Origin of the sequence: Streptomyces sp. NPDC059224, from assembly GCF_042754285.1 — a bacterium.
In the GTDB taxonomy this organism is placed as follows: domain Bacteria; phylum Actinomycetota; class Actinomycetes; order Streptomycetales; family Streptomycetaceae; genus Streptomyces.
In genome coordinates this window covers 258,178-283,960 of the sequence record NZ_JBHZAN010000003.1, presented here as the reverse complement: position 1 = coordinate 283,960, position 25,783 = coordinate 258,178, and the positions used below count along the sequence as shown (strand labels likewise).

23 protein-coding genes are annotated in these 25,783 nt (G+C 70.2%); 7 read left to right on the top strand and 16 right to left on the bottom strand.

Going from position 1 to position 25,783, the window contains the following annotated elements; translation table 11 throughout:
* Positions 1–151: 151 nt before the first annotated feature.
* Positions 152–793: a response regulator gene (locus ACFXI4_RS05190; protein ID WP_384988300.1), complete on the bottom strand. Its 642-nt coding sequence runs from the start codon at positions 791–793 to the stop codon at positions 152–154.
* Positions 786–1,931, bottom strand: coding sequence for a GAF domain-containing sensor histidine kinase (locus ACFXI4_RS05185; RefSeq protein ID WP_384988299.1), 1,146 nt, complete (start codon positions 1,929–1,931; stop codon positions 786–788). Before ACFXI4_RS05185 ends, ACFXI4_RS05190 begins: the two co-directional genes overlap by 8 nt.
* 225 nt (positions 1,932–2,156) lie before the next feature.
* Between ACFXI4_RS05185 and ACFXI4_RS05180 the strand changes: the two genes are divergently transcribed.
* From ACFXI4_RS05180 to ACFXI4_RS05170, 3 genes are all read left to right on the top strand, one after another.
* Positions 2,157–2,852, top strand: coding sequence for an SDR family NAD(P)-dependent oxidoreductase (locus ACFXI4_RS05180; protein ID WP_384988297.1), 696 nt, complete (start codon positions 2,157–2,159; stop codon positions 2,850–2,852).
* Positions 2,849–3,931 (top strand): S-adenosylmethionine:tRNA ribosyltransferase-isomerase, encoded by a 1,083-nt coding sequence (locus ACFXI4_RS05175; RefSeq protein ID WP_384988296.1) that lies wholly within the window; start codon positions 2,849–2,851, stop codon positions 3,929–3,931. The genes ACFXI4_RS05180 and ACFXI4_RS05175 overlap by 4 nt, the downstream gene beginning before the upstream one ends.
* Positions 3,932–4,228: 297 nt before the next feature.
* On the top strand, positions 4,229–5,077 hold the full coding sequence (locus tag ACFXI4_RS05170; protein ID WP_384988295.1) for a transglycosylase SLT domain-containing protein: 849 nt from the start codon (positions 4,229–4,231) through the stop codon (positions 5,075–5,077).
* 80 nt (positions 5,078–5,157) lie between these two features.
* Here ACFXI4_RS05170 and ACFXI4_RS05165 read toward each other — a convergent pair whose 3' ends face one another.
* Positions 5,158–7,686, bottom strand: coding sequence for an FHA domain-containing protein (locus ACFXI4_RS05165; protein WP_384988294.1), 2,529 nt, complete (start codon positions 7,684–7,686; stop codon positions 5,158–5,160).
* Positions 7,687–7,918: 232 nt separating this feature from the next.
* Here ACFXI4_RS05165 and ACFXI4_RS05160 point away from each other — a divergent pair, with 232 nt between their 5' ends.
* Positions 7,919–10,087: a streptophobe family protein gene (locus tag ACFXI4_RS05160; protein WP_384988293.1), complete on the top strand. Its 2,169-nt coding sequence runs from the start codon at positions 7,919–7,921 to the stop codon at positions 10,085–10,087.
* Positions 10,088–10,372: 285 nt separating this feature from the next.
* Entirely contained in the window at positions 10,373–11,581 is a 1,209-nt protein-coding gene (serB, locus tag ACFXI4_RS05155; protein WP_384988292.1) for a phosphoserine phosphatase SerB, read from the top strand.
* A gap of 100 nt (positions 11,582–11,681) precedes the next feature.
* On the opposite strand, the gene ACFXI4_RS05150 is transcribed toward serB, so the two are convergent.
* The 4 genes from ACFXI4_RS05150 to ACFXI4_RS05135 form a co-directional block, all read right to left on the bottom strand.
* Positions 11,682–12,200, bottom strand: a complete 519-nt coding sequence (locus tag ACFXI4_RS05150; protein ID WP_384988291.1) for a SixA phosphatase family protein — start codon at positions 12,198–12,200, stop codon at positions 11,682–11,684.
* A gap of 79 nt (positions 12,201–12,279) precedes the next feature.
* Complete coding sequence (locus tag ACFXI4_RS05145) at positions 12,280–12,486, bottom strand: hypothetical protein (protein ID WP_384988290.1); 207 nt, start codon at positions 12,484–12,486, stop codon at positions 12,280–12,282.
* A gap of 168 nt (positions 12,487–12,654) precedes the next feature.
* Positions 12,655–12,771 carry an SGM_5486 family transporter-associated protein gene (locus ACFXI4_RS05140; protein ID WP_089107830.1) on the bottom strand — a complete coding sequence of 39 codons (117 nt, stop codon included), beginning with the start codon at positions 12,769–12,771 and terminating at the stop codon, positions 12,655–12,657.
* Positions 12,772–13,181: 410 nt separating this feature from the next.
* Positions 13,182–14,477 (bottom strand): CynX/NimT family MFS transporter, encoded by a 1,296-nt coding sequence (locus ACFXI4_RS05135; protein WP_384988289.1) that lies wholly within the window; start codon positions 14,475–14,477, stop codon positions 13,182–13,184.
* A gap of 91 nt (positions 14,478–14,568) precedes the next feature.
* Between ACFXI4_RS05135 and ACFXI4_RS05130 the strand changes: the two genes are divergently transcribed.
* Complete coding sequence (locus ACFXI4_RS05130; RefSeq protein ID WP_362724407.1) at positions 14,569–15,261, top strand: FadR/GntR family transcriptional regulator; 693 nt, start codon at positions 14,569–14,571, stop codon at positions 15,259–15,261.
* Here the strand turns inward: ACFXI4_RS05130 and ACFXI4_RS05125 are convergent.
* From ACFXI4_RS05125 to fabG, 3 genes are all read right to left on the bottom strand, one after another.
* Positions 15,239–15,589 (bottom strand): hypothetical protein, encoded by a 351-nt coding sequence (locus tag ACFXI4_RS05125; protein WP_384988288.1) that lies wholly within the window; start codon positions 15,587–15,589, stop codon positions 15,239–15,241. The two genes, ACFXI4_RS05130 and ACFXI4_RS05125, sit on opposite strands and share 23 nt — an antisense overlap.
* A gap of 178 nt (positions 15,590–15,767) precedes the next feature.
* Positions 15,768–16,535, bottom strand: coding sequence for an enoyl-ACP reductase FabI (fabI, locus tag ACFXI4_RS05120; RefSeq protein ID WP_351326067.1), 768 nt, complete (start codon positions 16,533–16,535; stop codon positions 15,768–15,770).
* A 5-nt stretch (positions 16,536–16,540) separates the two neighbouring features.
* Positions 16,541–17,260, bottom strand: coding sequence for a 3-oxoacyl-[acyl-carrier-protein] reductase (gene fabG / locus ACFXI4_RS05115; RefSeq protein ID WP_384988286.1), 720 nt, complete (start codon positions 17,258–17,260; stop codon positions 16,541–16,543).
* 236 nt (positions 17,261–17,496) lie between these two features.
* Here fabG and ACFXI4_RS05110 point away from each other — a divergent pair, with 236 nt between their 5' ends.
* Complete coding sequence (locus ACFXI4_RS05110; RefSeq protein WP_384988285.1) at positions 17,497–19,023, top strand: TldD/PmbA family protein; 1,527 nt, start codon at positions 17,497–17,499, stop codon at positions 19,021–19,023.
* A 60-nt stretch (positions 19,024–19,083) separates the two neighbouring features.
* Here ACFXI4_RS05110 and ACFXI4_RS05105 read toward each other — a convergent pair whose 3' ends face one another.
* The 6 genes from ACFXI4_RS05105 to ACFXI4_RS05080 form a co-directional block, all read right to left on the bottom strand.
* Complete coding sequence (locus ACFXI4_RS05105) at positions 19,084–20,211, bottom strand: tyrosine-type recombinase/integrase (RefSeq protein ID WP_384988284.1); 1,128 nt, start codon at positions 20,209–20,211, stop codon at positions 19,084–19,086.
* 167 nt (positions 20,212–20,378) lie between these two features.
* Entirely contained in the window at positions 20,379–20,540 is a 162-nt protein-coding gene (locus tag ACFXI4_RS05100; protein WP_384988282.1) for a helix-turn-helix domain-containing protein, read from the bottom strand.
* Between the two features lie 20 nt (positions 20,541–20,560).
* Positions 20,561–21,973 (bottom strand): replication initiator, encoded by a 1,413-nt coding sequence (locus ACFXI4_RS05095; RefSeq protein WP_384988280.1) that lies wholly within the window; start codon positions 21,971–21,973, stop codon positions 20,561–20,563.
* A 1,236-nt stretch (positions 21,974–23,209) separates the two neighbouring features.
* On the bottom strand, positions 23,210–23,371 hold the full coding sequence (locus ACFXI4_RS05090) for a hypothetical protein (protein WP_384988279.1): 162 nt from the start codon (positions 23,369–23,371) through the stop codon (positions 23,210–23,212).
* A 71-nt stretch (positions 23,372–23,442) separates the two neighbouring features.
* A complete protein-coding gene (locus ACFXI4_RS05085) occupies positions 23,443–23,685 on the bottom strand; it encodes a hypothetical protein (RefSeq protein ID WP_384988277.1) in 243 nt (80 codons plus the stop codon).
* A gap of 78 nt (positions 23,686–23,763) precedes the next feature.
* Entirely contained in the window at positions 23,764–24,945 is a 1,182-nt protein-coding gene (locus tag ACFXI4_RS05080; protein ID WP_384988276.1) for a helix-turn-helix domain-containing protein, read from the bottom strand.
* Positions 24,946–25,783: the final 838 nt, after the last annotated feature.

Genomic DNA, 25,783 nt, shown 5'->3' with positions numbered 1-25,783 from the left:
GCGATCGCCACGGCGGTCGCCGCGGCACGCACTGAAGAACGCCCGCGGCCGGAAGAGGATGCGCCGTCCGGGTGACATTCCCACGACGGTATGAATCTCAGTCCGTAGGACCACCCTTCATGTTGCCGCCGGTGACCTCACGGAGGACGTTTCAGCCGGTCACGCCATGCCGTACGGCCCAGAGGGCGGCCTGAGTACGGTCGGCGAGGTCGAGTTTCATCAGGATGTTCGAGACATGCGTCTTGACGGTCTTCTCGGAGAGCACCAGGGCGCGGGCTATCTCGCGGTTGGACCGCCCGTCGGCGATCAGCCCGAGCACCTCGCGCTCCCGCTCCGTGAGCGAGCCGCTCCTGCCCTGGCCGGAGTTGGCCTCCTCCTGGGAGAGCAGGGCTCCGGCCACCTCGGGCTGGAGCAGGACGTGCCCGGCGTACACCGAGCGGATGGCGGTGGCGAGCGCGTCGGGATCGACGTCCTTGTAGACGTATCCGGCGGCGCCGGCGCGCAGGGCCGGGACCACCGTGCGCTGCTCGGTGAAGCTGGTCACGATGAGCACGCGCGCGGGGTTGTCGAGTTCGCGGAGCCGGCGCAGGGCCTCCACGCCGTCCATGCCGGGCATCTTGACGTCCATGAGGACGACGTCGGGGCTCAGCTCCTGCGCGCGCTCGACCCCTTCGGCGCCGTCGGCGGCCTCGCCGACGACCTCTATGTCGTCCTGGACCTCGAGGAAGGTGCGCAGGCCCCGTCGGACGACCTGGTGGTCGTCCACGAGCAGGACCCTGATCGCGTCAGCCACCGGGGACCTCCATCTCGATCGTGGTGCCCTTGCCGGGCGCCGATTCCACGGTCAGGGTGCCGCCGACCCCGCTCGCCCGGTCCCGCATGGAGACCAGGCCGAGATGGCGTCCGGCACTGCGGGTGCGGTGCGGGTCGAAGCCGCTGCCGTCGTCGGTGACCCGCAGCACCGCTCCGCCGCCGCGCCGGTTCACCGTCACGTCGACGTGCGCGGCACCGGAGTGCCGCAGGGCGTTGTGCAGGGCTTCCTGGGCCACCCGGAGCAGTGCCTCCTCCTGGGCGGCCGGCAGCGCCCGGAAGCCGCTGCCCGCGAAGGTCACGCGCGCGTCGTGGGCGCGGTCGAGGACCTGGACCTGGGTGCGGAGGGTGGCGACCAGGCCGTCCTCGTCGAGGGCGGCGGGGCGCAGCTCCACGACCGCCGCGCGCAGTTCCTCGGTGGCCTCGGCGGCGAGCACGGCCACCTGCTGCAGCTCGCCCTTGGCGCGGGAGGGGTCGCGGTCGACCAGGGCGGCGGCGGCCTGGGCGGTCAGGCGCAGGGAGAACAGCTTCTGGCTGACCGCGTCGTGCAGTTCGTGGGCGAGACGGGAGCGTTCCTCGACGATGGTCAGTTCGCGGCTGCGCTCGTAGAGGCGGGCGTTGGTGAGGGCGATCGCGGCGTGCTGGGCGAGGATCGAGAGCAGTTCCTCGTCCTCCGCGGTGAAGCCGCAGCCGCCCTCGGGTTTCCGGCAGTCCTTGTTGGCGAGGAACAGGGCGCCGATGACCTCGTCGCCGTCGCGGATCGGCAGGCCCAGGAAGTCGGACATCTCGGGGTGGGCCGACGGCCAGCCCTCGAAACGGGGGTCCGTGCGGACGTCGGCGAGCCGCTCGGCCTTCGCCTCCTGGAGCATCGCGGCGAGGATGCCGTGCTGGCGCGGGAGCGGGCCGATGGCCTTCCACTGGGCGTCGGTGACGCCGTCGACGACGAACTGGGCGAAGCCTCCGTGGTCGTCGGGGACCCCGAGCGCCGCGTACTGCGCGTCGAGCAGCTCACGGGCGGAGGCGACGATCGTCTTGAGGACGTCGCGCACCTCAAGGTGCCTGCTCATGGCCAGCAGCGCGGAGCTGACCGCGGCGAGGCCGGACCGGGGACCTTGGCTCATGCCCTCACGGTACCGGCGGGCTGGGACACCGCGGATCGGCCGATGGTGGCGGGGCCCGGGCCGCCGGCCCTAGACCCCGGGTCCTAGGACTCGGGCCCCGGACCGGCGGCGTAGTCCGAAGGGCCCTGCCGGATTGAGCCCCGCGTCCGAGGCGGCCGGTGCGGTGCCGTTCCTAGGTTGGGATCACCGCCTGCCGAGGCGGGCGGAGCCGAGGGGACGGTTGTCATGCCGGTAGCGATCATCACGGGGGCGTCCAAGGGGCTGGGGCGGGCGCTGGCTCAGGCGTTGGCGGCTCGCGGCTGGGACCTGGTGCTGGACGCCAGGGGGGCGGGAGCACTGAAGGAGACGGCGGAGGCGGTCGCCGGGCCGGGTGTCCGGGTGGCGGCGCTGCCGGGCGACGTCACGGAGGCCGGGCACCGGGCCGACCTGGTGGCCGCGGCCCGCCGGCTGGGTGGGCTGGACCTGGTGGTGAGCAACGCCAGCGCGCTGGGTGCCGAGCCGCTGGTGCGCCTGGACGAGCTGCCGCTCGCGGGGCTGCGGCGGGCCCTGGAGGTGAATGTCGTGGCCGCGCTGGGCCTGGTCCAGGAGGCGCTGCCGCTGCTGCGGAAGTCGGTGACCGGGGCGGTGATCGTGGTCAGCTCGGACGCGGGCGCGGAGGCCTACGAGACCTGGGGCGGGTACGGCGCCTCGAAGGCGGCTCTGGACCAGCTGGCCGCGGTGCTCGGTGCGGAGGAACCGGGGCTGCGGGTGTGGTCGGTGGATCCCGGGGACATGGCGACGGGCCTGTACGCGGCGGCCGTACCGGACGACGACGGTCCACGGCCGTCGCCGGAGAGCGTCGTACCGGCGTTCCTGCGCCTGCTCGACGAGCGGCCAGCCGGGGGACGGTACGGGGCGCCTGCGCTGGTGGAGGGGCGATGACGACGGCCCTGAGGGTGCCGGAGGAGCTGTCCGCGCGGGTGCCGGCCGAGCAGCGGGGGCCCGGTCTCGAGCGGGATGCCGTACGGCTGCTGGTGTCGCGCGGGACCGAGGTGTCGCACCATGCATTCGCCGAGCTGCCGGTGCTGCTGCGGGCCGGGGACCTGCTGGTGGTGAACACCTCGGCGACGCTGGCGGCCGCCGTGGACGGGCGGCTCGGGCACGCGCGCGTGGTGGTGCACTTCTCCACGCGCGGGGACGACGGCCGGTGGGCGGTCGAGCTGCGGGAGCCGGACGGCAGGGGGACGACACGCGCGCGGGCGGGCGCGTCCGCGGGGAGTGAGGTGCGGCTGCCGGGGGGCGGTCGGCTGGTCCTCGCGGAGCCGCTGAGTGCGCGGGGCGAGCGGCTGTGGTGGGCGCGGGCCTCGGGGGACGTGCCGGGGATGCTGCGGGAGCACGGGCGGCCCATCCGGTACTCCTATACGGAGCGGGACCAGCCGCTGTCCGTGTACCAGACGGTGTTCGCGCTGCCCTCGGTGGACGGTGCCGGGAGTGCGGAGATGCCGAGCGCGGCACGGCCCTTCACCGCGAGGCTGGTGACGGAGCTGGTGAGCCGGGGCGTGCAGTTCGCGCCGATCACGCTGCACACGGGGGTGTCGTCGGCGGAGGCGCACGAGCCGCCGTACGCGGAACGATTCGCCGTGCCGGCGGCGTCGGCGCGGCTGATCAACGCGGCCAGGGCGGGCGGCAGGCGGGTCGTGGCCGTCGGGACGACCGCGGTGCGGGCCGTGGAGTCGGCCGCGGACGACGACGGGGTGGTACGGGCGGCCGAGGGGTGGACGGAGCTCGTCGTGACGCCCGGGCGCGGGGTGCGGGTGGTGGACGGACTGCTGACCGGGCTGCACGAGCCGGAGGCGTCGCATCTGCTGATGCTGGAGGCGGTCGCGGGGCGGGCCGCCGTCGACCGCAGTTACGAGGAGGCGCTGGACGGCCTCTACCTGTGGCACGAGTTCGGGGACGTCCACCTCATCCTCCCGGCGGAGGGGACTCACACAGAGCATTGCGTCAGCAACTCCTGGTGAGATTCACATGGGGACGATGTGAGGACGCGCATAGGGCGCACATCACGTACGAACGGACATAGGAGATAAAGGGGCCCGCCGTGAACGGGGCAGACGACCCAGTCTGTCCCGTTTTGCCCTTCCGGGCTGTACTACCGAGGATCGTACGTCACACCTTTGCCAGGGCATTTTGCGGCCGCTAAGAATTGCTCACGTCGCTCGGCACCGCGGGTTCCCCCCGCGGTGTTCGTGCAGGAGGAGCCGGTCTCCCCCGCGGACAACGAGCGACCTCCGCGCTATCCGAAGAGGTCCACTGCTATGCCCAAGCACGCCCACAGTCCCACCCTGACCAAGCACCACAAGATCGCGCTCGCCGGTGTCGCCACGCTCGGCGCCGCCGCCCTCGCCTTCTCGGCCGTGCCCAGCAGCGCCGAGACCGCCGTGACCGGGTCCCCCCAGGCCGCCGCCCAGGTCGCCTACACCACGGACCAGGTCAAGGACGTCAAGGGCACGGTCACCGACCGGCTCGCGCTCCAGAACGTCAAGGTCGAGGCGATCGCCGCCAAGAAGAAGGCGCCCACGGCCCACGACCTGCACGTGGCCCACGTGAAGAAGGCCCACGCGGCGCACGTGTCCCACCTCAAGAAGGTCCACGCCGCCCACACGGCGCACGTGAAGCAGGTCCGCGCGGCCCACGCCGCCAAGGTCAAGGCGGCGCACACCGCCCACGTCAAGCACGTCGAGGCCGCCGCCAACAAGGCCGCCCACGCCGCCCACGTCAAGCACCTCGCCAAGCAGGCCGCGAGCCGCTCCGCGCAGCGCCCGCAGCTCCAGCAGGCCAGCTACGGCAACAACCTCGACGGCTGGATCCGCCAGTCCCTGGACATCATGCACTCCAAGGGCATCCCGGGCTCCTACAACGGCCTGTACCGCAACATCATGCGGGAGTCCTCCGGCAACCCCAACGCCATCAACAACTGGGACATCAACGCCATCAACGGCATCCCCTCCAAGGGTCTGCTCCAGGTCATCCCGCCGACCTTCGCCACTTACCACGTGGCCGGCACCTCGTGGAACATCTACGACCCGGTCGCCAACATCACGGCCGCCTGCAACTACGCCGCCCACCGGTACGGCTCGATGGACAACGTCAACAGCGCGTACTGAGGCCTGCGCGGACCTCTTCACGCACACACCGAAGGGCGGCACCCCACTGCGGGTGCCGCCCTTCGGCGTCGTACGGGCGACTACTTGCGCATGACCTCGGGCTCGTGGCGGCGCAGGAAGCGGGCCACCAGGAAGCCGCAGATCACACCGAGGACGATCAGCGCGGCCATGTCCATGCCCCAGGCACCGGCCGTGTGGTTCCACAGCGGGTCCGTGCTGGTCGGGTCGTCGGTGTTGGGCGCGATGTTGTTGAAGTCCAGCGTGGCGCCGTCGGCACCCACCGCCCAGCGGGACGGCATCAGGTACGAGAACTGGTTGACGCCGACCGCCCCGTTCAGGTTGAACAGGCAGCCGGTGAACACGACCTGGATGATCGCGAACATCACCAGCAGCGGCATGGTCTTCTCGGACGTCTTCACCAGCGAGGAGATGACCAGGCCGAACATCATCGAGGTGAAGCCGAGCCCCATGATCGGGATGCACAGCTCCAGGACGACGGAGTGTCCGAGGACCACGCCCTCGTCGGGGATCTCCCGGCTGGAGAAGCCGATCAGGCCGACCATCAGGCCCTGCAGCACGGTGATCACGCCCAGCACGACCACCTTGGACATCAGGTACGCCGACCGGGACAGGCCGACCGCCCGTTCCCGTTCGTAGATGACCCGTTCCTTGATCAGCTCACGCACGGAGTTCGCGGCGCCCGCGAAACAGGCGCCGACCGCGAGGATCAGCAGGACCGTGGTCGCCGTGCCGTTCGGGACCGGGACGCCGGTCTTGTGGTTGACCGGGTTGACCAGCAGACCCTTGTCGCTGTCGATCAGCAGGCTGACCGCGCCGAGCACCGCCGGCAGGACCACCGTCAGCAGCAGGAAGCCGCGGTCCGAGGCGATGACCGACACGTACCGGCGGATCAGGGTCAGCAGCTGCGACCCCCAGCTCTGCGGCTTCTTCGGCCGCATCGCCTGCATCGCGGGGATCTGTACGGACTGCGGGGCGATCGCGTCGATGTCCGCGGCGTACATCTGGTAGTGCTGCGAGCCCTTCCAGCGGCCCGCCCAGTCGTAGTCGCGGTAGTTCTCGAAGGCGGAGAAGACATCGGCCCAGGTGTCGTAGCCGAAGAAGTTCAGCGCCTCCTCGGGCGGGCCGAAGTAGGCGACCGAACCGCCCGGCGCCATCACCAGGAGCTTGTCGCACAGCGCCAGCTCGGCCACCGAGTGGGTCACGACGAGGACCGTACGGCCGTCGTCGGCGAGGCCGCGCAGCAGCTGCATGACGTCGCGGTCCATGCCCGGGTCGAGACCCGAGGTGGGCTCGTCGAGGAAGATCAGCGACGGCTTGGTGAGCAGCTCCAGGGCCACCGAGACCCGCTTGCGCTGGCCGCCCGACAGGGACGTGACCTTCTTGTCCTTGTGGACGTCGAGCTTCAGCTCGCGCAGCACCTCGTCGATGCGGTCGTCGCGCTCCTGCCCCGTGGTGTCGGCGGGGAAGCGCAGCTTGGCCGCGTACTTGAGGGCCTTCTTGACGGTCAGCTCCTTGTGCAGGATGTCGTCCTGCGGGACCAGACCGATGCGCTGGCGCAACTCGGCGAACTGCTTGTACAGGTTGCGGTTGTCGTACAGCACCTCGCCCTCGTTGGCGGGGCGGTAGCCGGTGAGCGCCTTGAGCAGGGTCGACTTGCCGGAGCCCGACGGGCCGATGACCGCGATCACCGACTTCTCCGGGACGCCGAAGGACACGTCCTTGAGGATCTGCTTGCCGCCGTCGACCGTGACCGTCAAGTGCCGTGCGGAGAAGGAGACTTCGCCGGTGTCGACGAACTCCTCAAGCCGGTCGCCGACGATCCGGAAGGTGGAGTGGCCGACACCGACGATGTCGTTCGCGTCGAGCAGCGCGGTGCCGCCCTTGGCGATCGCCACACCGTTGACGTACGTGCCGTTGTGCGAACCGAGGTCGCGGATCTCCATACGGCCGTCGGGCGTGGAGTGGAACTCGGCGTGGTGGCGCGAGACCTGCAGGTCGGACACGACCAGCTCGTTCTCCAGGGCACGGCCGATGCGCATCACGCGGCCGATGGAGAACTGGTGGAACGTGGTCGGGCTGCGGTCGCCGTACACCGGCGGCGCCCCCGCGCCACCACCGGAGGCCATGGCCGGGGCGCCCTGCTGCTGCGGGATCGCCGGCGGGGCCTGCTGCCAGTCCTGTCGCGGCGCCGCCGGCTGCGCGGCCGGCGGCTGCGACCAGCCCGCGCCGCCCGCGCCCTGCGCCGCGTACGGCTGCTGCCGGGGCTGCGCCGGGGCGGCGGCCGCGGTGCCGGACAGGCTCAGCCGCGGCCCGTCGTTCGCGTTGCCGAGATGGACGGCCGAGCCGGGGCCGATCTCGGTCCGCTGGACCCGCTGGCTCTGCACGAAGGTGCCGTTGGTACTGCCGTGGTCCTCGATGACCCAACTGCGGCCGTCGAAGCTGATCGTGGCGTGCCGCCAGGAGACCCTGGCGTCGTCGAACACGAGGTCCCCCTGCGGATCACGTCCGAGGTTGTATGACCTGGACGGATCGAGCGTCCAGGTACGTCCGTCTGATTCCAGTACGAGTTCCGGCACTCCAAGCCCCATGAGTAGTCCCCCGAGTTACCCCCATCACAGGGAGTCTAGGGATGTCGAACATCGTCGGGAACTATTTCAGGCTCGGCCCTCTGACCGAAAGTCGGGCCTTGTGCGAGCCTCGTACGAACGCGTCGACTCTTTCCGTTGACGGGGTTGAAACCGGGCCGGAGAGTGGTAATTCACGCGAGGGGGACAAGCGCGGCGGAGCGGTCCGGCGCGTCCGCGGATCGGGGGGTCGGCCATGGGTTCTGGCACGTCCGGCACGGGAGTCGAGAACACGAGGCACGGCGCGCGGCTGCCCTGGGGCGACGTCCTGCTGTCCGCGATCGCCGCGGTGAGCTGGGCGTTGATCGGCATGGCGGGTACCGCGGCGCTGGGTCTGCATCTGCTGCGGGCCGACGCGGCGGGCTCACTGGGCCCCATGACAGCGGCGGTTGTGGCCCTCGGGGCAGGCGGTTCGGTCACCCCGGACGGAGATCTGTCCGCATTCGGCCTGAAGGGGGCGGAAGCCACCACAGCCATCGAGATCACGCCATTGGGTGTGAGCCTGGTGGGAGCCGTGCTGCTGGCCTGGTTCTTCCTACGGTCCCTGCGCGCGGCCGGAGTTGTGATCGCACCGGCCGAACTGCTCGCCCGCGCGGGCTCGGTGGTGGTGCTGTTCGTGGCGATGCTGGGCGGACTGGCCTGGGCCGGACACTCGGTGGTGACCATCGACGGCGGCGCGCTGGGACTGGACAAGCTGCCGGGCACAGGCGGCGGGGGCGGTGGAGGTCTCACGATCCCCGGCATCGGGGATGTCGGCGGGCTGCTGCCGGACCGCCTCGGCGACCTCGTGCACGCGAACGCCGCGGTCGGCTTCAGCGTGGACACCGCGGCCACCCTGCTCGGTGGTCTCGGCTGGTCGGCGGGCATCCTGCTGATCGCGCTGCTGGCCTCGCGCCGCACACCGCTGCCGCGCGGCTGGGACGCGGTGCACCGGGTGGTACGGCCGGCGGTGTCGGCGCTGGTGACGGTCCTGCTGGTGGCGGTCGCGGCGGGCTGGGCGGCGGCGGCCTTCGCGGCGATCGGCGACCCGCACCCGGCCCGGATCATGGGCGCGGCGCTGCTCGGTGCCCCGAACGGCGTCTGGCTCGGCATCCCGGTCGGCCTCTTCGTCCCCTTCGACGGCAGGGCGACGGGCGTCCTCACCATGTTCCTGCCGCACCCCCTTGACGACCTCCTGAACTCCCCCTCCGACCGGTCGGTGACGCTGGGCCGGCTGGCCGACCTGGACGGACGGGTATGGCTGCTGGGTGTGGCGGCGGCGCTGCTGATGCTGCTGGCCGGGGTGTTCACGGCGGTACGGACGCCGGTGGCCGGCGGTGGGCCCGGAGGCGAGGGCGGCCCGGGCTTCCGTCCCGGGGCGCTCGGGTTCGCCGGGCGGTGTGCGGTACGGCTGGGCATCGCGACCGCGCTCGCACTGCCGTTGCTGGCCTGGCTGACGGACGTGTCCGTGGACGCCTCGCTGTCGGTGCTGGGCTTCGACGCCTTCGGCGCCGGCATCGAACTGCACGGGCAACTGGGCATGGGCCTGCTCCTCGGCGCGGTGTGGGGTGCGGCGGCGGGGGCGGCGGGGGCGCTGCTGGCCCTGGTGACCGGCGCCGCCGGCACCCGCGCGACGCGGCCGCCACTGGGTGACGCCGGCGGCGGGCCGGTGGGGTCCGGGGCGCCGGGAAGGCCCGGCGGCGGCGACCCCGATGGGCCCTACGCACCGGTGGCCCCCTACCGCCCGCCGAATCCGAACACCAACCCCTACCTCCGGATACCGGACGGGCTACCGGAGCCGGGGAGCGGCGACCTGCGGCCCCGGCCCGACGCGTCGCGGGGCTCCTGGACCGGAGGCGGACGGGGCGGTGGCCCTGCGGACGCCTGGGGACCACGGGATTTTGTGCCGGGAGACGGATGGGGCCGCCGGTCCGCAGGCCGGCCGCAGGAGCCGCGTGATGCGGCGGGGCCGCACAGTGGCCCGGGACCGTGGAGCGGCGGGCGGCCGGGGGCGGGGGCTGCCCCGGGACGCGGTCCGAGCGGCACCGGCGGGGCAGGTGCTCCTGTCGGTCCCGGCGGTCCCGGCGGTCCCGGCAGTCCCGGCCGGGGGTCGCCGTCCGGGACGCCGTCCCCGGCGGAGGGCCGGGGTGCCGATGCCGCGCGGTCGTCGGAGGAGTGGCCGCGCGCCGGCGGCGCCGACGCCTCGGACGTACCCCCCGGTGCCGGCGATGTGTACGGCGCTCCCACCATGGCCCGGCCGGTCGACCCGCCACCGCGCTCTCCACGGCGCGGACCCGGGGCGCGGCGGCCGGACGGGCCGGACCCGGGGCCGCCGCCTCCACCGCCCCCGCCTCCTCCGCCGCCACCCAGGCGGCCCCCTCGGTGAGGTCACGCGGCGAGGTCACGCGGTGAGGTCACGCGGTGAGGTCGCCTGCAGAGGCGAGGCGCGACGGTCTCGCCGGTCGTGTGCGGACCGTGCGTGGAGCGATGCTGAACCGTGCGTGAAGACGCGCACCCGGAGCGTCGCGTTCCCGGTGGCCGACATCGCACGCACGTTCGCCCGTAGCGTGGAAGCAAGGCATCCGCCATCGATCCGACACCTATTGTTCCGTGTCCGTCAGGCGGACCACCTGCGCCGCAGTCACTGCGTGCCGGTTACGGTGGTGACACCATGAGCGATCCGCAGACCTCCGAGGTCCCCACTCTCCTCGTCAAGATTTTCGGCAAGGACAGGCCGGGCATCACGGCCGGCCTCTTCGACACTCTTGCCGCGTACATGGTCGACGTGGTCGACATCGAGCAGGTCGTCACGCGCGGGCGGCTGGTGCTGTGCGCGCTCGTCACCCAGCCCTCGGCCGGACTCGAGGGCGACCTCCGGGCGACCGTGCACAGCTGGGCCGAGTCCGTGAAGATGCAGGCGGAGATCATCTCCGGCCACGGCGACAACCGCCCGCGCGGTCTTGGCCGTTCGCTGGTCACCGTCCTCGGCCACCCCCTCACCGCCGAGTCGACGGCCGCCATCGCCGCCCGGATCGCCAAGGCCGGCGGCAACATCGACCGTATCTTCCGGCTCGCCAAGTACCCGGTGACCGCGGTGGAGTTCGCGGTGTCCGGTGTGGGGACCGAGGCACTGCGCACCGCCCTGGTCTCCGACGCGGCGGAACTCGGCGTGGACATCGCGGTCGTAGCGGCCGGTCTGCACCGGCGGGCCCAGCGTCTGGTGGTCATGGACGTGGACTCGACGCTCATCCAGGACGAGGTGATCGAGCTCTTCGCCGCGCACGCCGACTGCGAGGACGAGGTCGCCGAGGTGACGGCTGCCGCGATGCGCGGTGAACTGGACTTCGAGCAGTCGCTGCACGCGCGCGTGGCGCTGCTGAAGGGGCTGGACGAGTCGGTCGTACAGAAGGTGCGCACCGAGGTGCGGCTGACGCCGGGCGCCCGGACGCTGATCCGCACGCTGAAGCGGCTCGGTTATCAAGTCGGGGTGGTCTCGGGCGGTTTCACCCAGGTCACCGACGATCTGCAGGAGCGGCTCGGGCTGGACTTCGCCCAGGCCAACACGCTGGAGATCGTCGACGGCAAGCTGACCGGCCGGGTGACCGGCGAGATCGTGGACCGTGCGGGCAAGGCACGGCTGCTGCGCCGGTTCGCCGCCGAGGCGGGCGTACCGCTGTCGCAGACGGTGGCCATCGGTGACGGCGCCAACGACCTGGACATGCTGAACGCGGCCGGTCTCGGTGTCGCCTTCAACGCGAAGCCGGTGGTCCGCAAGGCCGCGCACACGGCGGTGAACTTCCCCTTCCTGGACACGGTGCTGTATCTGCTGGGCGTGACCCGCGAAGAGGTCGAGGCGGCGGACACCCACGACGAGAGCTGAACCGCCCGGCGGTCCTGCCACGAGGGGCCCGGCACCGGGGGGCATCGATGCCGGGCCCCTCGCCGTCCCCCGTCCGGGCAACGGTGGTCGTACGCTCGTCTCAGTCGGAGGGAGCCCAGTAGTCCACGAGCGTGGTCACACCGGGTTCCAGGCTCTTCCAGGAGCCCTCGAAGGTCATGACGGCGAAGGCGGCGGCGGGAAAGCCCCGCCGGTTCATCCGGTCGCGGGCATCGCCCTCCGAGCCGCCGGTCAGGATCTCCGTCACGCCGTGCACGCCGGGGTTGTGGCCGATGAGGATAACGTCATGCGCGTCGTCGGGCACCTCGTTGAGCACGGCGATCAGCTCGCCCGGAGAGGCGTCGTACACCCGCTCCTCGTAGACGGTTTTCGGCCGGTGCGCCAGCTCATGGACGGCGAGCTTCCAGGTCTCCCGGGTGCGCACGGAGGTGGAGCACAGGGCCAGGTCCAAGGCGATGCCGCTGTCCGCGAGCTTGCGTCCGGCGACGGCGGCGTCCATTCGGCCCCGGTCAGCGAGCGGTCGCTCGTGGTCGGTCACCTGTGGCCAGTCGGCTTTCGCATGGCGGAAGAAGACGATCCTGCGGGATTCTGCGACGCTCATGTCACCCAGCTTCGCATGAAACAGGCCATCGGGCGCAGGGAGTTGACATGCGGATTCGCCCGCTCGGGAGGCGGTGGGGCTAACGGGCGACGATCTGCTGGACCCGCTCGACGAGATGGGTGACGGCGGGGTCACCGGTGGTCGCGTGGGCGTCCGCCGGGTTCAGTATCAGCACCAGCAGGGCGACGAAGGCGAGCGCGGGCAGGGCGAGGGCCCACCAGGGCAGCCGGACGTCGACACTGCCCGGGGTGGCGGGGCGGGGCAGGGTGTGCGTACGGGCCGGCATGGTCGCCTCCGCTGGTCTCCGGGCTTCGGTGACCGCCCCTCGCGGCCACAACTCGAAACTACGGAATCCGTGGCCGCGGCCCCATCCGGTGATCCACCCACTTCACCCTGACCCTCACCCCCTAGGGGATGGTGGTGCTAGCCCCACCATCGGCGGCGGGGGCCGTGGTCAGGGTGACGCGAGGGTCGCGATGACGGCGATGACGATGAAGATGGCGAAGAACGAGCCGAAGACGATCAGCATCTTCTTCTGACCGTTCTGGGGGTTCGGGTCGAGCACTGGCATGCGCCCAGTCTGGCACCCCTGGGAGAGGGCGCACCGGGCGGGGTGACCCGACACGCCGCGAGGGCGCCGAGACGACCGGCCCCGCGCAGGCACCCACCCGCACCGGGCCCCGGCGGCGTCGGCACGGACACCGCCCCGGCGCGTCCGCGCACGCCACGCCAGTGCCCGCACAGCGCCACACCTGTCCCCGCACGGGCCACGCCAGTGCCGCACAGGCCGCGTCGGCATCCGCACACGCGCCGCGCCCGCGCACGCCACGCCCAGCACCCGCACGCGGCGCGTCTCCCCCCGCCGGCCACGCCAGAGCCCGCACAGGGCGCCTCGGTGCCCGCACCCACCGCGTCGGTATCCGCGCACGGGCCGCCTCGGTGCGTCATCGCGCCACGCGTGCTCGCGCGGGCCGCTCGGCGTCAGGCGGTCGCGGTCGCCTCGTCCTCGACCGTGCGGTCGCGGCCCGCCAGGACGCCGACGGCCATCTGCGGGATCATCAGGCCGGTCATCAGGGCGATCGGCAGACCCCAGCCGCCGCTGTGCTGGTAGAGCACGCCCACCAGCAGCGGGCCCGGGATGGAGATGAGGTAGCCGACGCTCTGGGCGAAGGCGGAGAGCTGCACGACACCCGCCCCGGTCCGGGACCGCATCCCGACCATCGTGAGGGCCAGCGGGAACGCGCAGTTCGAGACGCCGAGCAGCAGGGCCCAGGCCCAGGCACCGCCGGCGGGTGCGGCCCACAGGCCGGCGTATCCGGCGAGGCCGCAGACGCCGAGCACGATCACGATCGGGCCCTGGTGCGGCAGCCGGGTGGCCACGCGCGGGATGACGAAGGCCAGCGGTACGCCCATCACCATGGTGACGGCCAGCAGCAGCCCCGCGGTGCCCGCGGGCACGCCCGCGTCCCGGAAGATCTGCGCCATCCAGCCCATCGTGATGTAGGCGGCGGTGGCCTGGAGGCCGAAGAAGACGGCGAGCGCCCAGGCGGTAGGGCTGCGGGTGATCCTGAGGGCGGGCGGCTGCCGGTCCGCACGCGCGCGTGCCTCGGCCGCCGGTGCCGGTCCCCGGTCCCGGACCAGCGGCAGCCACGGCAGCACCGCGGCTGCCGCCGGCCCCGCCCACACGGCGAGCCCGGACTGCCAGCGGCCGCCCAGCGCGTCGGTCATGGGTACGGTCACCGCGGCGGCGATCGCGGTACCGGCGGCGAGGGCCATCGAGTACAGGCCGGTCATGGAGCCGACCCGGTCCGGGAACCAGCGCTTGACGATGACCGGCATCAGCACGTTGCTGACGGCGATGCCCATGAGCGCGGCGGCGCTGCCGGCCAGGAACCCGGCCGTGCCGCCGACGTACGGGCGTATCAGCAGGCCGGCCGTGATGGCGACCATGCCCGCGCAGACCACGGCCGGCGCGCCGAAACGGCGGGCCAGACGGGGGGCCATGACACCGAAGACGGCGAAGCAGAGCGGCGGCACGGAGGTGAGCAGCCCGGCCACGCTGCCGCTCATGCCGAGCCCGTCGCGGACCTCCTCCAGGAGCGCGCCGAGGCTGGTGATGGCGGGCCGGAGGTTGACGGCGGCCAGCAGGATGCCGACGACGAACAGCCGTGTCGTCCACGCGCGCGTGCCGTTCGACGGACCCCCGCCGGGTTCCGTCGGACGGGCCGGCGTCTGTGTCGGCATGGTGGTTTCCTCGGCTTCCATGACGCCCATCATAGAATCATGGGATGATTGGTTGTCCAGTCTACGGGTGACGGACCACGGCGGCCCCCCGCCGCCGCCCGGCCCCCGCGTGCGAAGGTGTGTCATGCCTCTGAGCCATCCACGCCGCTCGGCGCTGTCCGAGCAGGTCATCGCCGAACTGCGGAACCAGATCGCCTCCGGCGAGTGGCCGGTCGGCTCCCGGATTCCCACCGAGCCGGAGCTGGTCGAGCAGCTCGGGGTGGCCCGCAACACCGTCCGGGAGGCCGTCCGCGCGCTCGCGCACAACGGCCTGCTGGACATCCGGCAGGGCTCCGGCACCTATGTCGTGGCGACCAGCGAGCTGGCCGGCGTGATGCACCGCCGGTTCGCCGGTGCCGACCCCCGGCACATCGCCGAGCTGCGCTCCACGCTGGAGTCCTCGGCGGCCCGGCTCGCGGCGGCCCGGCGCACGGAGAAGGACCTCAGGCAGCTCGACGCGCTGCTGGCACAGCGCGAGCGGGCGTGGGAGTCGGGCGAGGCGGAGCCCTTCGTGACGGCGGACGCGACCTTCCACCTGGCCGTGGTGGCCGCCTCGCACAACGACGTGATGACGGCGATGTACGCCGACCTGGGCGAGGTGCTGCGGGACTGGCTGCGCGCGGACGTCGGCGCCGTGCTGACACCGGAGTCGTACATGGACCACGCCCGCCTGGTCGACGCGATCCGCGCGGGCGACGCGGAGGCGGCCGCCAAGGAGGCGGGCAGCTACCCGTACCTGTGCCGTCCGGACAGGTTCAGTCCGCCTTCTGGTGACTGATCCACACCGAGCGGACATCCTGCCAGCAGCGGCCGGTGAGCCGTACGGTCATCGCGGGCCCGGTGTCGACCGGGGAGCCGTCGGTGTCGATGTCCCACCACTCGGCGCACTCGATGTGCAGCCGTACCCGGTCGGTGTCCACATAGGGGTTGTGGCAGTAGGCCACCACATGGGAGCCGCGGACGGTCGTCCGGCACGACGCGCCGAACAGCTCCGGGGCGGCCCGGTGACCGCCTACCGCGCGCGTGTGGGCCACGGCGTCGCAGGGCAGGGCCAGCACGAGGGCGAGGGCCACGGTCAGCGGGGCCAGGCTGTGGAACAGGCGCACAAGAGGACCTCCTCGGCCGGGCTGGGGAGGGACGTCGCGCGGTGATCGGGTGATCCGACGTGTACTGCCAGGGTGCGCCGCCCGGGCGGGGACGGCCCGGCCGGTGGGCCGAACGGGTGAGGCCCGCACCCCCTCGCGGGATGCGGGCCTCACGGTGTCCGGACGATGCCCGTGCGGGTCAGGCGCCGATGGCGTGCAGACCGCCGTCCACGTGGATGATCTCGCCGGTGGTCTTCGGGAACCAGTCGCTCAGCAGGGCGACGATGCCCTTGCCGGCCGGCTCCGGGTCCTTGAGGTCCCACTCCAGCGGGGAGCGGTGGTCCCAGACGGCGGCCAGGTCGCTGAAGCCCGGGATGGACTTGGCGGCCATGGAGCCGATCGGGCCGGCCGAGACGAGGTTGCAGCGGATGTTCTGCTTGCCCAGGTCGCGCGCCATGTAGCGGCTGGTGGCCTCCAGGGCCGCCTTGGCCGGGCCCATCCAGTCGTACTGCGGCCAGGCGTACTGGGCGTCGAAGGTGAGGCCGACGACCGAGCCGCCGTTCTGCATCAGCGGCAGGCAGGCCATGGTCAGCGACTTCAGCGAGTACGCGGAGACGTGCATGGCGGTCGCGACGGACTCGAAGGGCGTGTTGAGGAAGTTGCCGCCGAGCGCGTCCTGGGGGGCGAAGCCGATGGAGTGGACGACGCCGTCGAGGCCGCCGAGCTCCTCGCCGACGAGGTCGGCCAGCCGGCCGAGGTGCTCGTCGTTGGTGACGTCCAGCTCGATGACCTTGGTGGGCTTGGGCAGCTTCTTGGCGATGCGCTCGGTCAGCGTGGGCCGCGGGAACGCGGTGAGGATGATCTCGGCACCCTGCTCCTGCGCCAGCTTGGCCGCGTGGAAGGCGATGGAGGACTCCATCAGCACACCCGTGATCAGGACGCGCTTGCCCTCGAGGATTCCACTCATGGTGATCAGTGACCCATTCCCAGTCCGCCGTCAACGGGGATGACGGCTCCAGTGATGTACGAGGCGTCGTCCGAGGCGAGGAACCGCACCGTCGCGGCGACCTCCTCGGGCTGCGCGTACCGGGCGAGCGGCACCTGCGACACGATGGTCGCGCGCTGCTCGTCGGTGAGGACCTTGGTCATGTCGGTGTCGACGAAACCGGGCGCGACGACGTTGAAGGTGATGTTGCGCGAGCCCAGCTCACGGGCGAGGGAGCGCGCGAAGCCGACCAGGGCGGCCTTGGAGGCCGCGTAGTTGGCCTGGCCGGGACCACCGTAGAGGCCGACGACCGACGAGATGAGGACGACACGGCCCTTCTTGGCGCGCAGCATGCCGCGGTTGGCGCGCTTGACCACACGGAAGGTGCCGGTGAGGTTGGTGTCGACGACCGAGGTGAAGTCCTCCTCGGACATCCGCATCAAGAGCGTGTCCTTGGTGATGCCGGCGTTGGCGATCAGGACCTCGACCGGGCCGTGGGCCTCCTCGATCTCCTTGTAGGCCTGCTCCACCTGCTCGGTGTCGGTGATGTCGCACTTGACGGCGAGGCAGCCCAGTTCCTTGAGGTCGGACGGCGGCTCCCCCGAGCGGTAGGTGATGGCAACCTTGTCGCCGTTGTCGGCGAAAGCGCGGGCGATGGCGAGGCCGATGCCCCGGTTGCCTCCAGTGACGAGAACCGAGCGGCTCAACGGATCACCCTTTCTTTCGGTCTGACCACCGGCCGGAACAGCTGGCACGGCAGGTGGCTTCGTCGAAAACCTATCGGTCCCGTCGGCACGGCGGCCAAGCGGGCACCGACAGTGGCTCGGGGGCGTCGCTGTCGGGTCTCTACAGAAAGACCCGACGCCGGGCCGAAACCTGTGGTCCGTACACCCGCGGGCGCGACATGATCGGACGGACAGGCCACGACAGCAGGGAGACCTCCGTGCCCCATTCCATCGACGAAGCCTTCACGGCGCTTCCGCTACGGGCCCTGGCCGACGCCGCGCTCGCACGCGCGCGTGCGCTGGGCGCCCAGCACGCGGACTTCCGGTTCGAGCGGGTGCGCAGCGCGTCCTGGAGTCTCCGGGACGCCAGGCCCGCCGGATCGTCGGACACCACCGACCTCGGATACGCGGTCCGGGTCGTGCACGGCGGTACCTGGGGCTTCGCCTCCGGCGTGGACCTGACGCTGGACGCCGCGGCCAAGGTCGCCTCCCAGGCAGTGGCGATGGCCAAGCTCTCGGCGCAGGTGATCAAGGCCGCGGGGTCGGACGAGCGCGTGGAGCTGGCCGGCGAGCCGGTGCACGCGGAGCGGACGTGGGTCTCGTCGTACGAGATCGATCCGTTCACCGTGCCCGACGAGGAGAAGGCCGCACTGCTCGCGGAGTGGAGCGCCCGGCTGCTGGCGGCGAACGGCGTCAACCACGTCGACGCCTCGCTGCTCACCGTGCACGAGAACAAGTTCTACGCCGATACGGCCGGGACCGTGACCACCCAGCAGCGGGTACGGCTGCACCCGGAGCTGACCGCGGTGTCGGTGGACGAGTCGAGCGGCGAGTTCGACTCGATGCGGACCATCGCGCCGCCGGCCGGCCGCGGCTGGGAGTACCTCACCGGCACCGGCTGGGACTGGGAGGCCGAACTGGAGCAGCTCCCGGAGCTGCTGGCCGAGAAGATGCGGGCGCCCAGCGTGGAGGCGGGGCTGTACGACCTGGTGGTCGACCCGTCCAACCTGTGGCTGACCATCCACGAGTCCATCGGGCACGCCACCGAGCTGGACCGCGCGCTCGGCTACGAGGCCGCCTACGCCGGCACCTCCTTCGCCACCTTCGACCAGCTCGGCAAGCTCAGGTACGGCTCCGAGCTGATGAACGTCACCGGCGACCGCACCGCCGAGCACGGCCTGGCCACCGTCGGCTACGACGACGAGGGCGTCGAGGCCCAGTCCTGGGACCTGGTGAAGGACGGCACGCTCGTCGGCTACCAGCTGGACCGCAGGATCGCGAAGCTGACCGGCTTCGAGCGCTCCAACGGGTGCGCCTACGCCGACTCCCCCGGCCATGTGCCCGTGCAGCGGATGGCGAACGTGTCCCTCCAGCCGGACCCGGCCGGCCTCTCGACCGAGGACCTGATCGGCGGGGTGGACCGCGGGATCTATGTCGTCGGCGACCGTTCCTGGTCGATCGACATGCAGCGCTACAACTTCCAGTTTACGGGTCAGAGGGCATACATGATCCGGAACGGCCGCCTTGAAGGGCAGCTCCGGGACTTTGCATATCAGGGGGTCACCCCCCAGTTCTGGGGCTCCATGGACGCCGTCGGAGGACCCCAGACCTACGTGCTAGGAGGGGCTTTCAACTGCGGAAAGGCCCAGCCCGGCCAGGTCGCTGCTGTGTCTCATGGATGCCCGTCCGCACTGTTTCGGAGTGTGAATATCCTGAACACCTCGAACGAGTCAGGCCGCGCCTGAGAGATCGGCTGATCCGGCCCGAAGTCTGCACCGGGTCGACACGCGATCACAGCGAACCGCCTACGCCACGTCGTCCCAGTCCTCGACGTCGCCCTCAGAAGGCGTCAGCGAGGGCGGGACGATCAGGCCTTTGAAGGGCTCCAACTTGAGCCCCAGCCGGTTGTGCATCGTGCGGGCCCCACGGTCCATGGCCCGCCGGACAAGGTGGCCGTACACCAGCTCCGTGGTCCGAGTGGTGCGGTGCCCGACCCAGGCCGCCACCTCGAAGAGTGGAATCTGAGAGTGGATGGCTTCCGAGACGAAGAAGTGCCGGAAGCTCTTCGGGGTGTACTTCGGGGTCCCGGCCAGCTTGGCCGCCGCCTTGAACTGGTTCAGGAACCAGTCATACGACGGGTGCCGGTCGTTCAACCGAGGCGATTCGAAGAACCAGCCTCGATCACCCCAGGTCCCGAAGGCGTCGATGTGATCGTTGAAGATCTCGTTGATTGACTCGGGCACCGGAGTTTTTCGAGCCTGTTCGAAGGCACGGTGTTTCGTGCCCCTTTTCACGCCACGGCGATAACCGGAGATTTCCTGGCAGCCGTAGGCCGACACCTGGTGATCCACAGCGAGGATGCTGGGCTCCCAGTCCATTGACTCGTCCGACAGCGCCAAGGACTCACCTGGACGCAGCCCGCAGCCCGCCATGGCCCAGAAGCCGGCGCGGATCAGCTTCGGCGCCTCCGCGATGATCCCGAGCACCTCTTCCATGGTGGGGATGTCTTCATCCATGACCGGTGTGAGTTGCTGCCCCGAACGCCTACGCGGGTTCGCTTTCTTGCACGGATTACGGCCGATGATCTCGGCTGCTACCGCGTAGTTGAAGACGGATGAGAGGACGTTCTTACGTCCGTTGATTCCGGTTTCCTTGTAGCCGCGCTGTTTCTGGTCCGCCTCCCATTCCATGATGGTTGTCGGGCTGATGCTGCCGATGGGCTTGCTCCCGAAGAAAGGCCCATAGTGGTTGTCATAGACACTCTGGTAATTCCTCTTCGAGGACTCTTCCAGAGTTCCCGCCTCAACCCACTCGTGCCAGACCTGCTGAAACGTCCGCTGTCCCGCCTTGGGGTTGATGTACGTCCCCAAGTCCTTGTCCCGCTCGACCTTGACCGCGAACGCTTCCGCGTCTTCGAGCTTCTTGAACGACACCTGTCGAGGCTTGCCTGCCCTGCCCCCGGGCTCCCGGTAGGTCACCCGGTACGGCTTGTGAGGGCATGCGGGTTTCTTGCGCCGGGGGCAGGTACAGTCCTCTTTCTTGATGGTCGCCACGCTTGTTGACCCTCTACATGTTAATTGGTTAGTGACTGATCGTCAGCTTAGCCTTGGTTCATGCGCTCTTCAACCCAGTTGTGTAGATCGCGGGTTCGGAATCGGACATGCTTGCCGACTTTGAGGAACGGGATGCCCCATCGGCGGTACGAGTCCATGAGGACACGCTTCGTCACACCGAGTTCCACTGCCGCCTCATCCGGCGTCATGAGCAGGTTGCTGCCACCCCTCACAGCCACTCACCCCGCCGCTCAGCGTCCTGCCGCGCCTCACGGGCGAGTTGGAGACTGCGCGCGTGATCTTCGGCGATTCCGAGGGCAAGGCCAGCTGCGCCAGGGGTATGGCCGGAGCCGACGTAACGCCAGGCCGATTCCGTGACCCTGTCCGGACCGTCCACGGGGTTGGTGTCGCCCCTACGGTGGTCGGCCCGTTCCTCGCGTAGTGCGCCGTACGTGGTGGAGTAGCGGCGGGACTTGGTGAGGATGTGACCCCGGTAGCCGAGGCTGTGAGCCCAGGCAGGCAGCCGGAGGGGTTCCAGTCCGGCCAGACCGCCCAGGCGCCAGCAGGTACCCATGAGGGCGCGTACGTGGCTGTTGACGACGGCCGTACGGATGTCTTCCGCGCTGGTGACCCGGTAGTCGAGTCCGGCCGCCGTCTCGGCCGCACCCTTGGTGACGTACTTGGCCACATACCCGGCAACAGCCGCGTCTGACGGGATGTCACCATCAGGGAAAGGCCGGATCGGGTGGGCGTCGAACTGCGTGCCCCAGCCGAGCCGTTCCGTGCCGTACGCGTCGGAGTCCGGCACCGTGACGAAGGTGGACGCGGCGGCATGCTCGACCCCGTCCAAGAGCAGGTCCTCTGTCGCCCAGGCCGGAGCGGACGAGCCGGGACCGGCCGGACCGTCCAGTCGTACGACGGCATGGAAGTGGACGGCCGCGCGCCGCTGGAACTCGGCGACCTTGGCGAAGGACACCACCAGGTGGTCAGCGAGCTTCGAGCGCGGTATCCCACCGGCCGAGGCCAGATGGCGCCTCACGGCGGTGGTGAACCGGTCCCACAGCCGCCCGGCGTGCGCGTGCCACAGCACATGGCCTGTGTAGTCGTAGCAATCCGGGCACAGCGGCAGGCCGACCAGGGTGTCATCCTCGGTGTGCACGAGGGCGCAGCCGAGGCCCCGCCCGTGTTCGCAGCGCGGATCATCCCGGCGGGGACGGCACCGTTCCCCGTCGAGCACGCGATGCACCGGCCCGAACGACGGGGCGGTCAGCGTGACGAACAGCCGGGGCCGGTCCTTCACCCCCTCGGGCACGCCCTTGCCGCCGGACAGGCCCGCACGGACGAGTTGGAAGGTGTCCCCGGCATGCAGACGAGAGCACGGCTCACATACCGAGGCACGCCGGTTACGGCAGCGTACTGCCAGCCGCTCGCCAGGCTCCCCAGCGGTCGAGTAGGACGAGATCACCTCCCCCGTGACGGCATCGCGGGTGACCGTGGAGCCGGACAGGTAAATGGGGTTGGCGCAGCCGCCAATGGCTTTGATCTGCTCCTGCCAGCGCGCAAAGAGCGGATCGTTGATGAGCCGTATAAGGTCACGGTCCGCCTCTGAGAGGGCTTGCAGACGTTGTTCGCGCGCCAGCATGCCGGAACGCTCGACCGGAACGGACGACGCGACGGACGGGCGGGGTTTGCGTGTGGTGCTGTTGCCGGATTCGGCAGATATGGCGAGGCCTCCAGAGCCTGAAATCGGGAAGTAGGTAGCGGGTGTTCATGGCTTCTCTCCTTTGCGCTTACAGGGCGCTTATCCTGCGTACGCCCTGATCAGGCGCAGCCAACTTGCCTACGAATTGTATGAGTTGCCGCCGACAGAGGCCCGTGGTTTTCCTGGGCGAAGGCCCACCGCATCACCTGGAACTACGGAAATTCTGTACCGAAATCGGTCGCAGTAGGAATCACGTCAGCAGGTGCCCAACTCCGAGCGGGGCAGCCTGTCAACCGATTTACCGCCGGGGACGGGCTTCTGAGTACATGGCCGGGACGAGGGTTTCCCGGATCCGGATACGGTGCCCGAAAATGTCTGTTCGACCGGTTGCGCCTCACGCCAGGCGCCCAGCGGGAAGAGGAGCGGGCGGCGGTTCAGGGCGTGGCGGAATCTGGCTTTACTTCTTCCAGGCGCGCCTTCGGCGCGCCGCCGGGGCGGCTTGTCGCACCCCGGCCCGGCATGCGGCCTTCGGCCGGTCCGGTCCGGGGCGCCGCCGCCCCGGCGCACACCAGGCGACCCGGAGACATGCGCCATCTCCAGCACGGCCCACCCTGCCCGCCTCTGTCCCGTGGACTCTGGCTCATGGCTCACGGGCTCCAGCAGTTCGACCACCGATCCGGCTCGCGCACCCTCACCGGCCAGCACAAGAGCACGTCCCACATGGCATCAGACAGCCCGCCCCGCGCGAGGGGCTGAGCGGGGTTCACCCTCTTGGGCGGGGGCCGACGGCCTACGAGGCTTTTAGGCAGCCACCATGGGGCGAGCCTCGAAGAACAGGGGGCCGATCGGGCTATTGCGGGCAGGCTCCAAGAGACTGCCCGATCCGCCGGGCAGCGTAAGGCCCCCTGTTCACTCGCCCCATGGCAGCTCCCGCCCAAAAGCCTCTACGGCCGGCGGCGTGCCCACAGCGCGCCACTACCAGGGCAAAGGCCCGCCCCCGCTGGGGCTTCTCTGAGTCGGGGGAACCTCGATCAGCTACAACCGGCGGGGACGGGGTCTAGGGGCTCGCAGAGCCGGACGCGGCAGCGACGCCCAGCACGAAACCGCATGAGCCCGCAACGGTGATGATGAACAGCGGTCCGGCGAAGCGGCCCAACCAGCCCAGCACGCAGCGCATCACGCGTGCCGCCAGGTGCGCCACGGACGGGTGATGATCTCCCGGAAGGTGTGGTGGGACGGGTTCCGCCCGCAGTGCCTAAACACCCAGCTCTGCCCGTCCGCGAAGTCCTCACTGCTGCCCGAGGACTCACCGCACACCACACACTCCATCGCGTACACGGTCGGCTCCGCATCAGGCTCACGGTCCGGCGCGAGTGTCCACGTCTCGTGACGGATCACCGAACGCGCACTCACAAGCCCTGGACCGCCCGAATGTTGGCCACCTTCACACCCGCGCTCAACCGCTCCTCACGCGTGGCCGGACGGATACGAGCCGGATCCGCCTCCCACTCACGGCCACCGCCCACCGGGCGCAGCATGGCGTACGGCCCGGCCCTGTCCTGGTATTCACCCACCCTGCGCGTCGCCGGATCGTAGATCAGCTCTCCGCGCTCAGGGACGGCCGTCTCTGCCCTTCTACCTTGAGTCGCCATGCTGATAACGCTATGTAGCAGCGCGAACACAGCTCAATGGCACTTCGGCAAGGGGGCAGCTGGAAGTACCACACAGGGTCACACTGGCACTCCGATCGCATCGGCAAGGTCGCGCATCTCAGATGTGAGCGTCCGCCGACGTGCGATCACCCGGTTGAAGATGTCCCGCGCATACCGCTGATTCGGCAGCCACTGCGGAGCGTCCGCACGAATGCCCTGCAAGACCTCGACCGTCTTCGCGTAGTCACGCGACCGGGCATGTGCCTCCGCCACGTCGAGGAGATGACGGTTGCGGTTGTTGGAGGTGGGCCGCATGCCACCGGTCGGGATGCGCGCCGAGAGCTTGAGCACCAGGTCGGGCTTGTCGACGATCATGGCGTTCTCCGCCCGCTTCAACGCCACCGTGACCGGCCCGAACGCCTGCAAGAAGTCGTCACGGGGGGCGAACTCCCGGCCCATCGCGACCGCCGCCGAGTTCGCGTAGCGCAAGGCGTCTTCGGCCTCTCCTGGCCGGTTGTCGCGGATCGCAGCAGCGGAAGCCCTCAGCAGCAGCCAGCCCCACGCGCTCAGCTCCGCAGGCGTCGCACGCGAGATGCGCGGCTCCACCTCATCAGCCCACCGGATCGCCAGTTCCCGAGCCTCTGCCAGCCGACCACGCCGCAGCAACAGCCAGCACTGCGTGTTCACCGTCGCCGCCGCCTGAAGCCGATCCGAGGACTCCTCCAGCGACCGGGACAGCGCGATATCGGCCGCCTCGAACTGCCGAGTCTGGGTGAGCAGCCAGCCCGTCAGCTGCGAGAGCCGGACCCGGACTGCCCGCCCCTCCGGTCCACTCTCGGCGACAAGATCGGCATCCCGCAGCAAGGGCGGAAGGATCACTCTCAGCTCTGCGAAACGATCACCCGAAAAGAGCGGCAGGGCCGATTCCATGGCGTCCCGCACGCCGTCCACGGTCGGCTCTTCCGCCACTCCGTCCGCCCGTACCGGAGCTATGAGCGCGCGCCGGACAGCCTCCCAGCGATCATCGGCCCCAGGCGCCGCCTCCGGCTCATCCTCGTGTTCGGCCATGAGGTTCGTTGTCGGCACGCGCAGGGCCTGTGCCAGTTGGCGCGCAGTCTCCAACCGCGTGTCGGCCCGTTCTCCCTGCTCCAGCTTCCGGATCAAGGACAGCGACACGCCGGACTCACTCGCTAGCTGACGCTGCGTCATACCGTGCCGCTTGCGTACTTCCTGAAGCCGTTTGCCAATGTCGGCACTCATGATTCGAGCGTACGGCTCGGGCAACGTATCCACGCAAGGTTCACGGGCCCATCCCCCCTGCGGAACGCAGCCTTCCGCTCCAACCTCAAGAAAAGCTCAGATCAATCATGCTGTTCCGGTGCCGGACAGAGGGGTCCCCATCAAGGCCTCTTGTATTCTGGGTGAACTCACCGCGCTCCTCGCGGCAGGCCTGCTGACGACGGTCAGTGGGACTGCTGGAGGAGCAAGGAGGAGAAGTGATTGATCAACGCGACACAAACCCCCGCAGGCGCCAGACCGGCACTGACAGGTGGCGGACTCACCTAGCGATTGCGAGGTTGATCGTGACGATCATCGCCACCGTGGGGCGGTTCATGCAGTAGCGCCCCACGGACGAGACGGTCGCACCGGAGCTGCTCCAAGCAGCAAGCCCGGTCGAGTGATAGGCGACCGGGCTCGTGAACTGCATTGGAGGGTCTGATTCGGGGTGCCACCCGAGTCAGGCCCTTCGGTGTCTTCGAGGGTTTGATGCTGCCTAGCAGCCACCCCGTTCCGACAGGAACAACTTTACCGCATGTAGCTACACCCCGAGCTGAGGCCACTTCCAGCAGCAGACAGCCGTAATAGGCCACCGCCCATCACAAACCACCTGGCCAGAGGGGGGGCGCCTTGCCCACCCGAGGAAGGAATGACAGCCCTCACCCATGCGGTCAGTAGGTAATCTCTGCACTGATCCACAGCGCCACTTCCAGGGGCTACCTCGGGCCCACAAAATAGCCCCGAAGGTTGACACCAAGTCATCACCAGACCCCGTACAGTCCGGTTTCAACCAGTATGGACAGGGATTGAGGGCAGACCG

What these genes read in the sequence shown, in the direction of transcription:
- ACFXI4_RS05185 (WP_384988299.1), bottom strand. Translation starts at nt 1,931, where the DNA reads ATGAGCCAAGGTCCCCGGTCCGGCCTCGCCGCGGTCAGCTCCGCGCTG.
- ACFXI4_RS05180 (WP_384988297.1), top strand. Translation starts at nt 2,157, where the DNA reads ATGCCGGTAGCGATCATCACGGGGGCGTCCAAGGGGCTGGGGCGGGCG.
- ACFXI4_RS05175 (WP_384988296.1), top strand. Translation starts at nt 2,849, where the DNA reads ATGACGACGGCCCTGAGGGTGCCGGAGGAGCTGTCCGCGCGGGTGCCG.
- ACFXI4_RS05170 (WP_384988295.1), top strand. Translation starts at nt 4,229, where the DNA reads ATGCCCAAGCACGCCCACAGTCCCACCCTGACCAAGCACCACAAGATC.
- ACFXI4_RS05165 (WP_384988294.1), bottom strand. Translation starts at nt 7,686, where the DNA reads ATGGGGCTTGGAGTGCCGGAACTCGTACTGGAATCAGACGGACGTACC.
- ACFXI4_RS05160 (WP_384988293.1), top strand. Translation starts at nt 7,919, where the DNA reads ATGGGTTCTGGCACGTCCGGCACGGGAGTCGAGAACACGAGGCACGGC.
- serB (WP_384988292.1), top strand. Translation starts at nt 10,373, where the DNA reads ATGAGCGATCCGCAGACCTCCGAGGTCCCCACTCTCCTCGTCAAGATT.
- ACFXI4_RS05150 (WP_384988291.1), bottom strand. Translation starts at nt 12,200, where the DNA reads ATGAGCGTCGCAGAATCCCGCAGGATCGTCTTCTTCCGCCATGCGAAA.
- ACFXI4_RS05145 (WP_384988290.1), bottom strand. Translation starts at nt 12,486, where the DNA reads ATGCCGGCCCGTACGCACACCCTGCCCCGCCCCGCCACCCCGGGCAGT.
- ACFXI4_RS05140 (WP_089107830.1), bottom strand. Translation starts at nt 12,771, where the DNA reads ATGCCAGTGCTCGACCCGAACCCCCAGAACGGTCAGAAGAAGATGCTG.
- ACFXI4_RS05135 (WP_384988289.1), bottom strand. Translation starts at nt 14,477, where the DNA reads ATGATGGGCGTCATGGAAGCCGAGGAAACCACCATGCCGACACAGACG.
- ACFXI4_RS05130 (WP_362724407.1), top strand. Translation starts at nt 14,569, where the DNA reads ATGCCTCTGAGCCATCCACGCCGCTCGGCGCTGTCCGAGCAGGTCATC.
- fabI (WP_351326067.1), bottom strand. Translation starts at nt 16,535, where the DNA reads ATGAGTGGAATCCTCGAGGGCAAGCGCGTCCTGATCACGGGTGTGCTG.
- ACFXI4_RS05100 (WP_384988282.1), bottom strand. Translation starts at nt 20,540, where the DNA reads ATGACGCCGGATGAGGCGGCAGTGGAACTCGGTGTGACGAAGCGTGTC.
- ACFXI4_RS05095 (WP_384988280.1), bottom strand. Translation starts at nt 21,973, where the DNA reads ATGCTGGCGCGCGAACAACGTCTGCAAGCCCTCTCAGAGGCGGACCGT.
- ACFXI4_RS05085 (WP_384988277.1), bottom strand. Translation starts at nt 23,685, where the DNA reads ATGGCGACTCAAGGTAGAAGGGCAGAGACGGCCGTCCCTGAGCGCGGA.
- ACFXI4_RS05080 (WP_384988276.1), bottom strand. Translation starts at nt 24,945, where the DNA reads ATGAGTGCCGACATTGGCAAACGGCTTCAGGAAGTACGCAAGCGGCAC.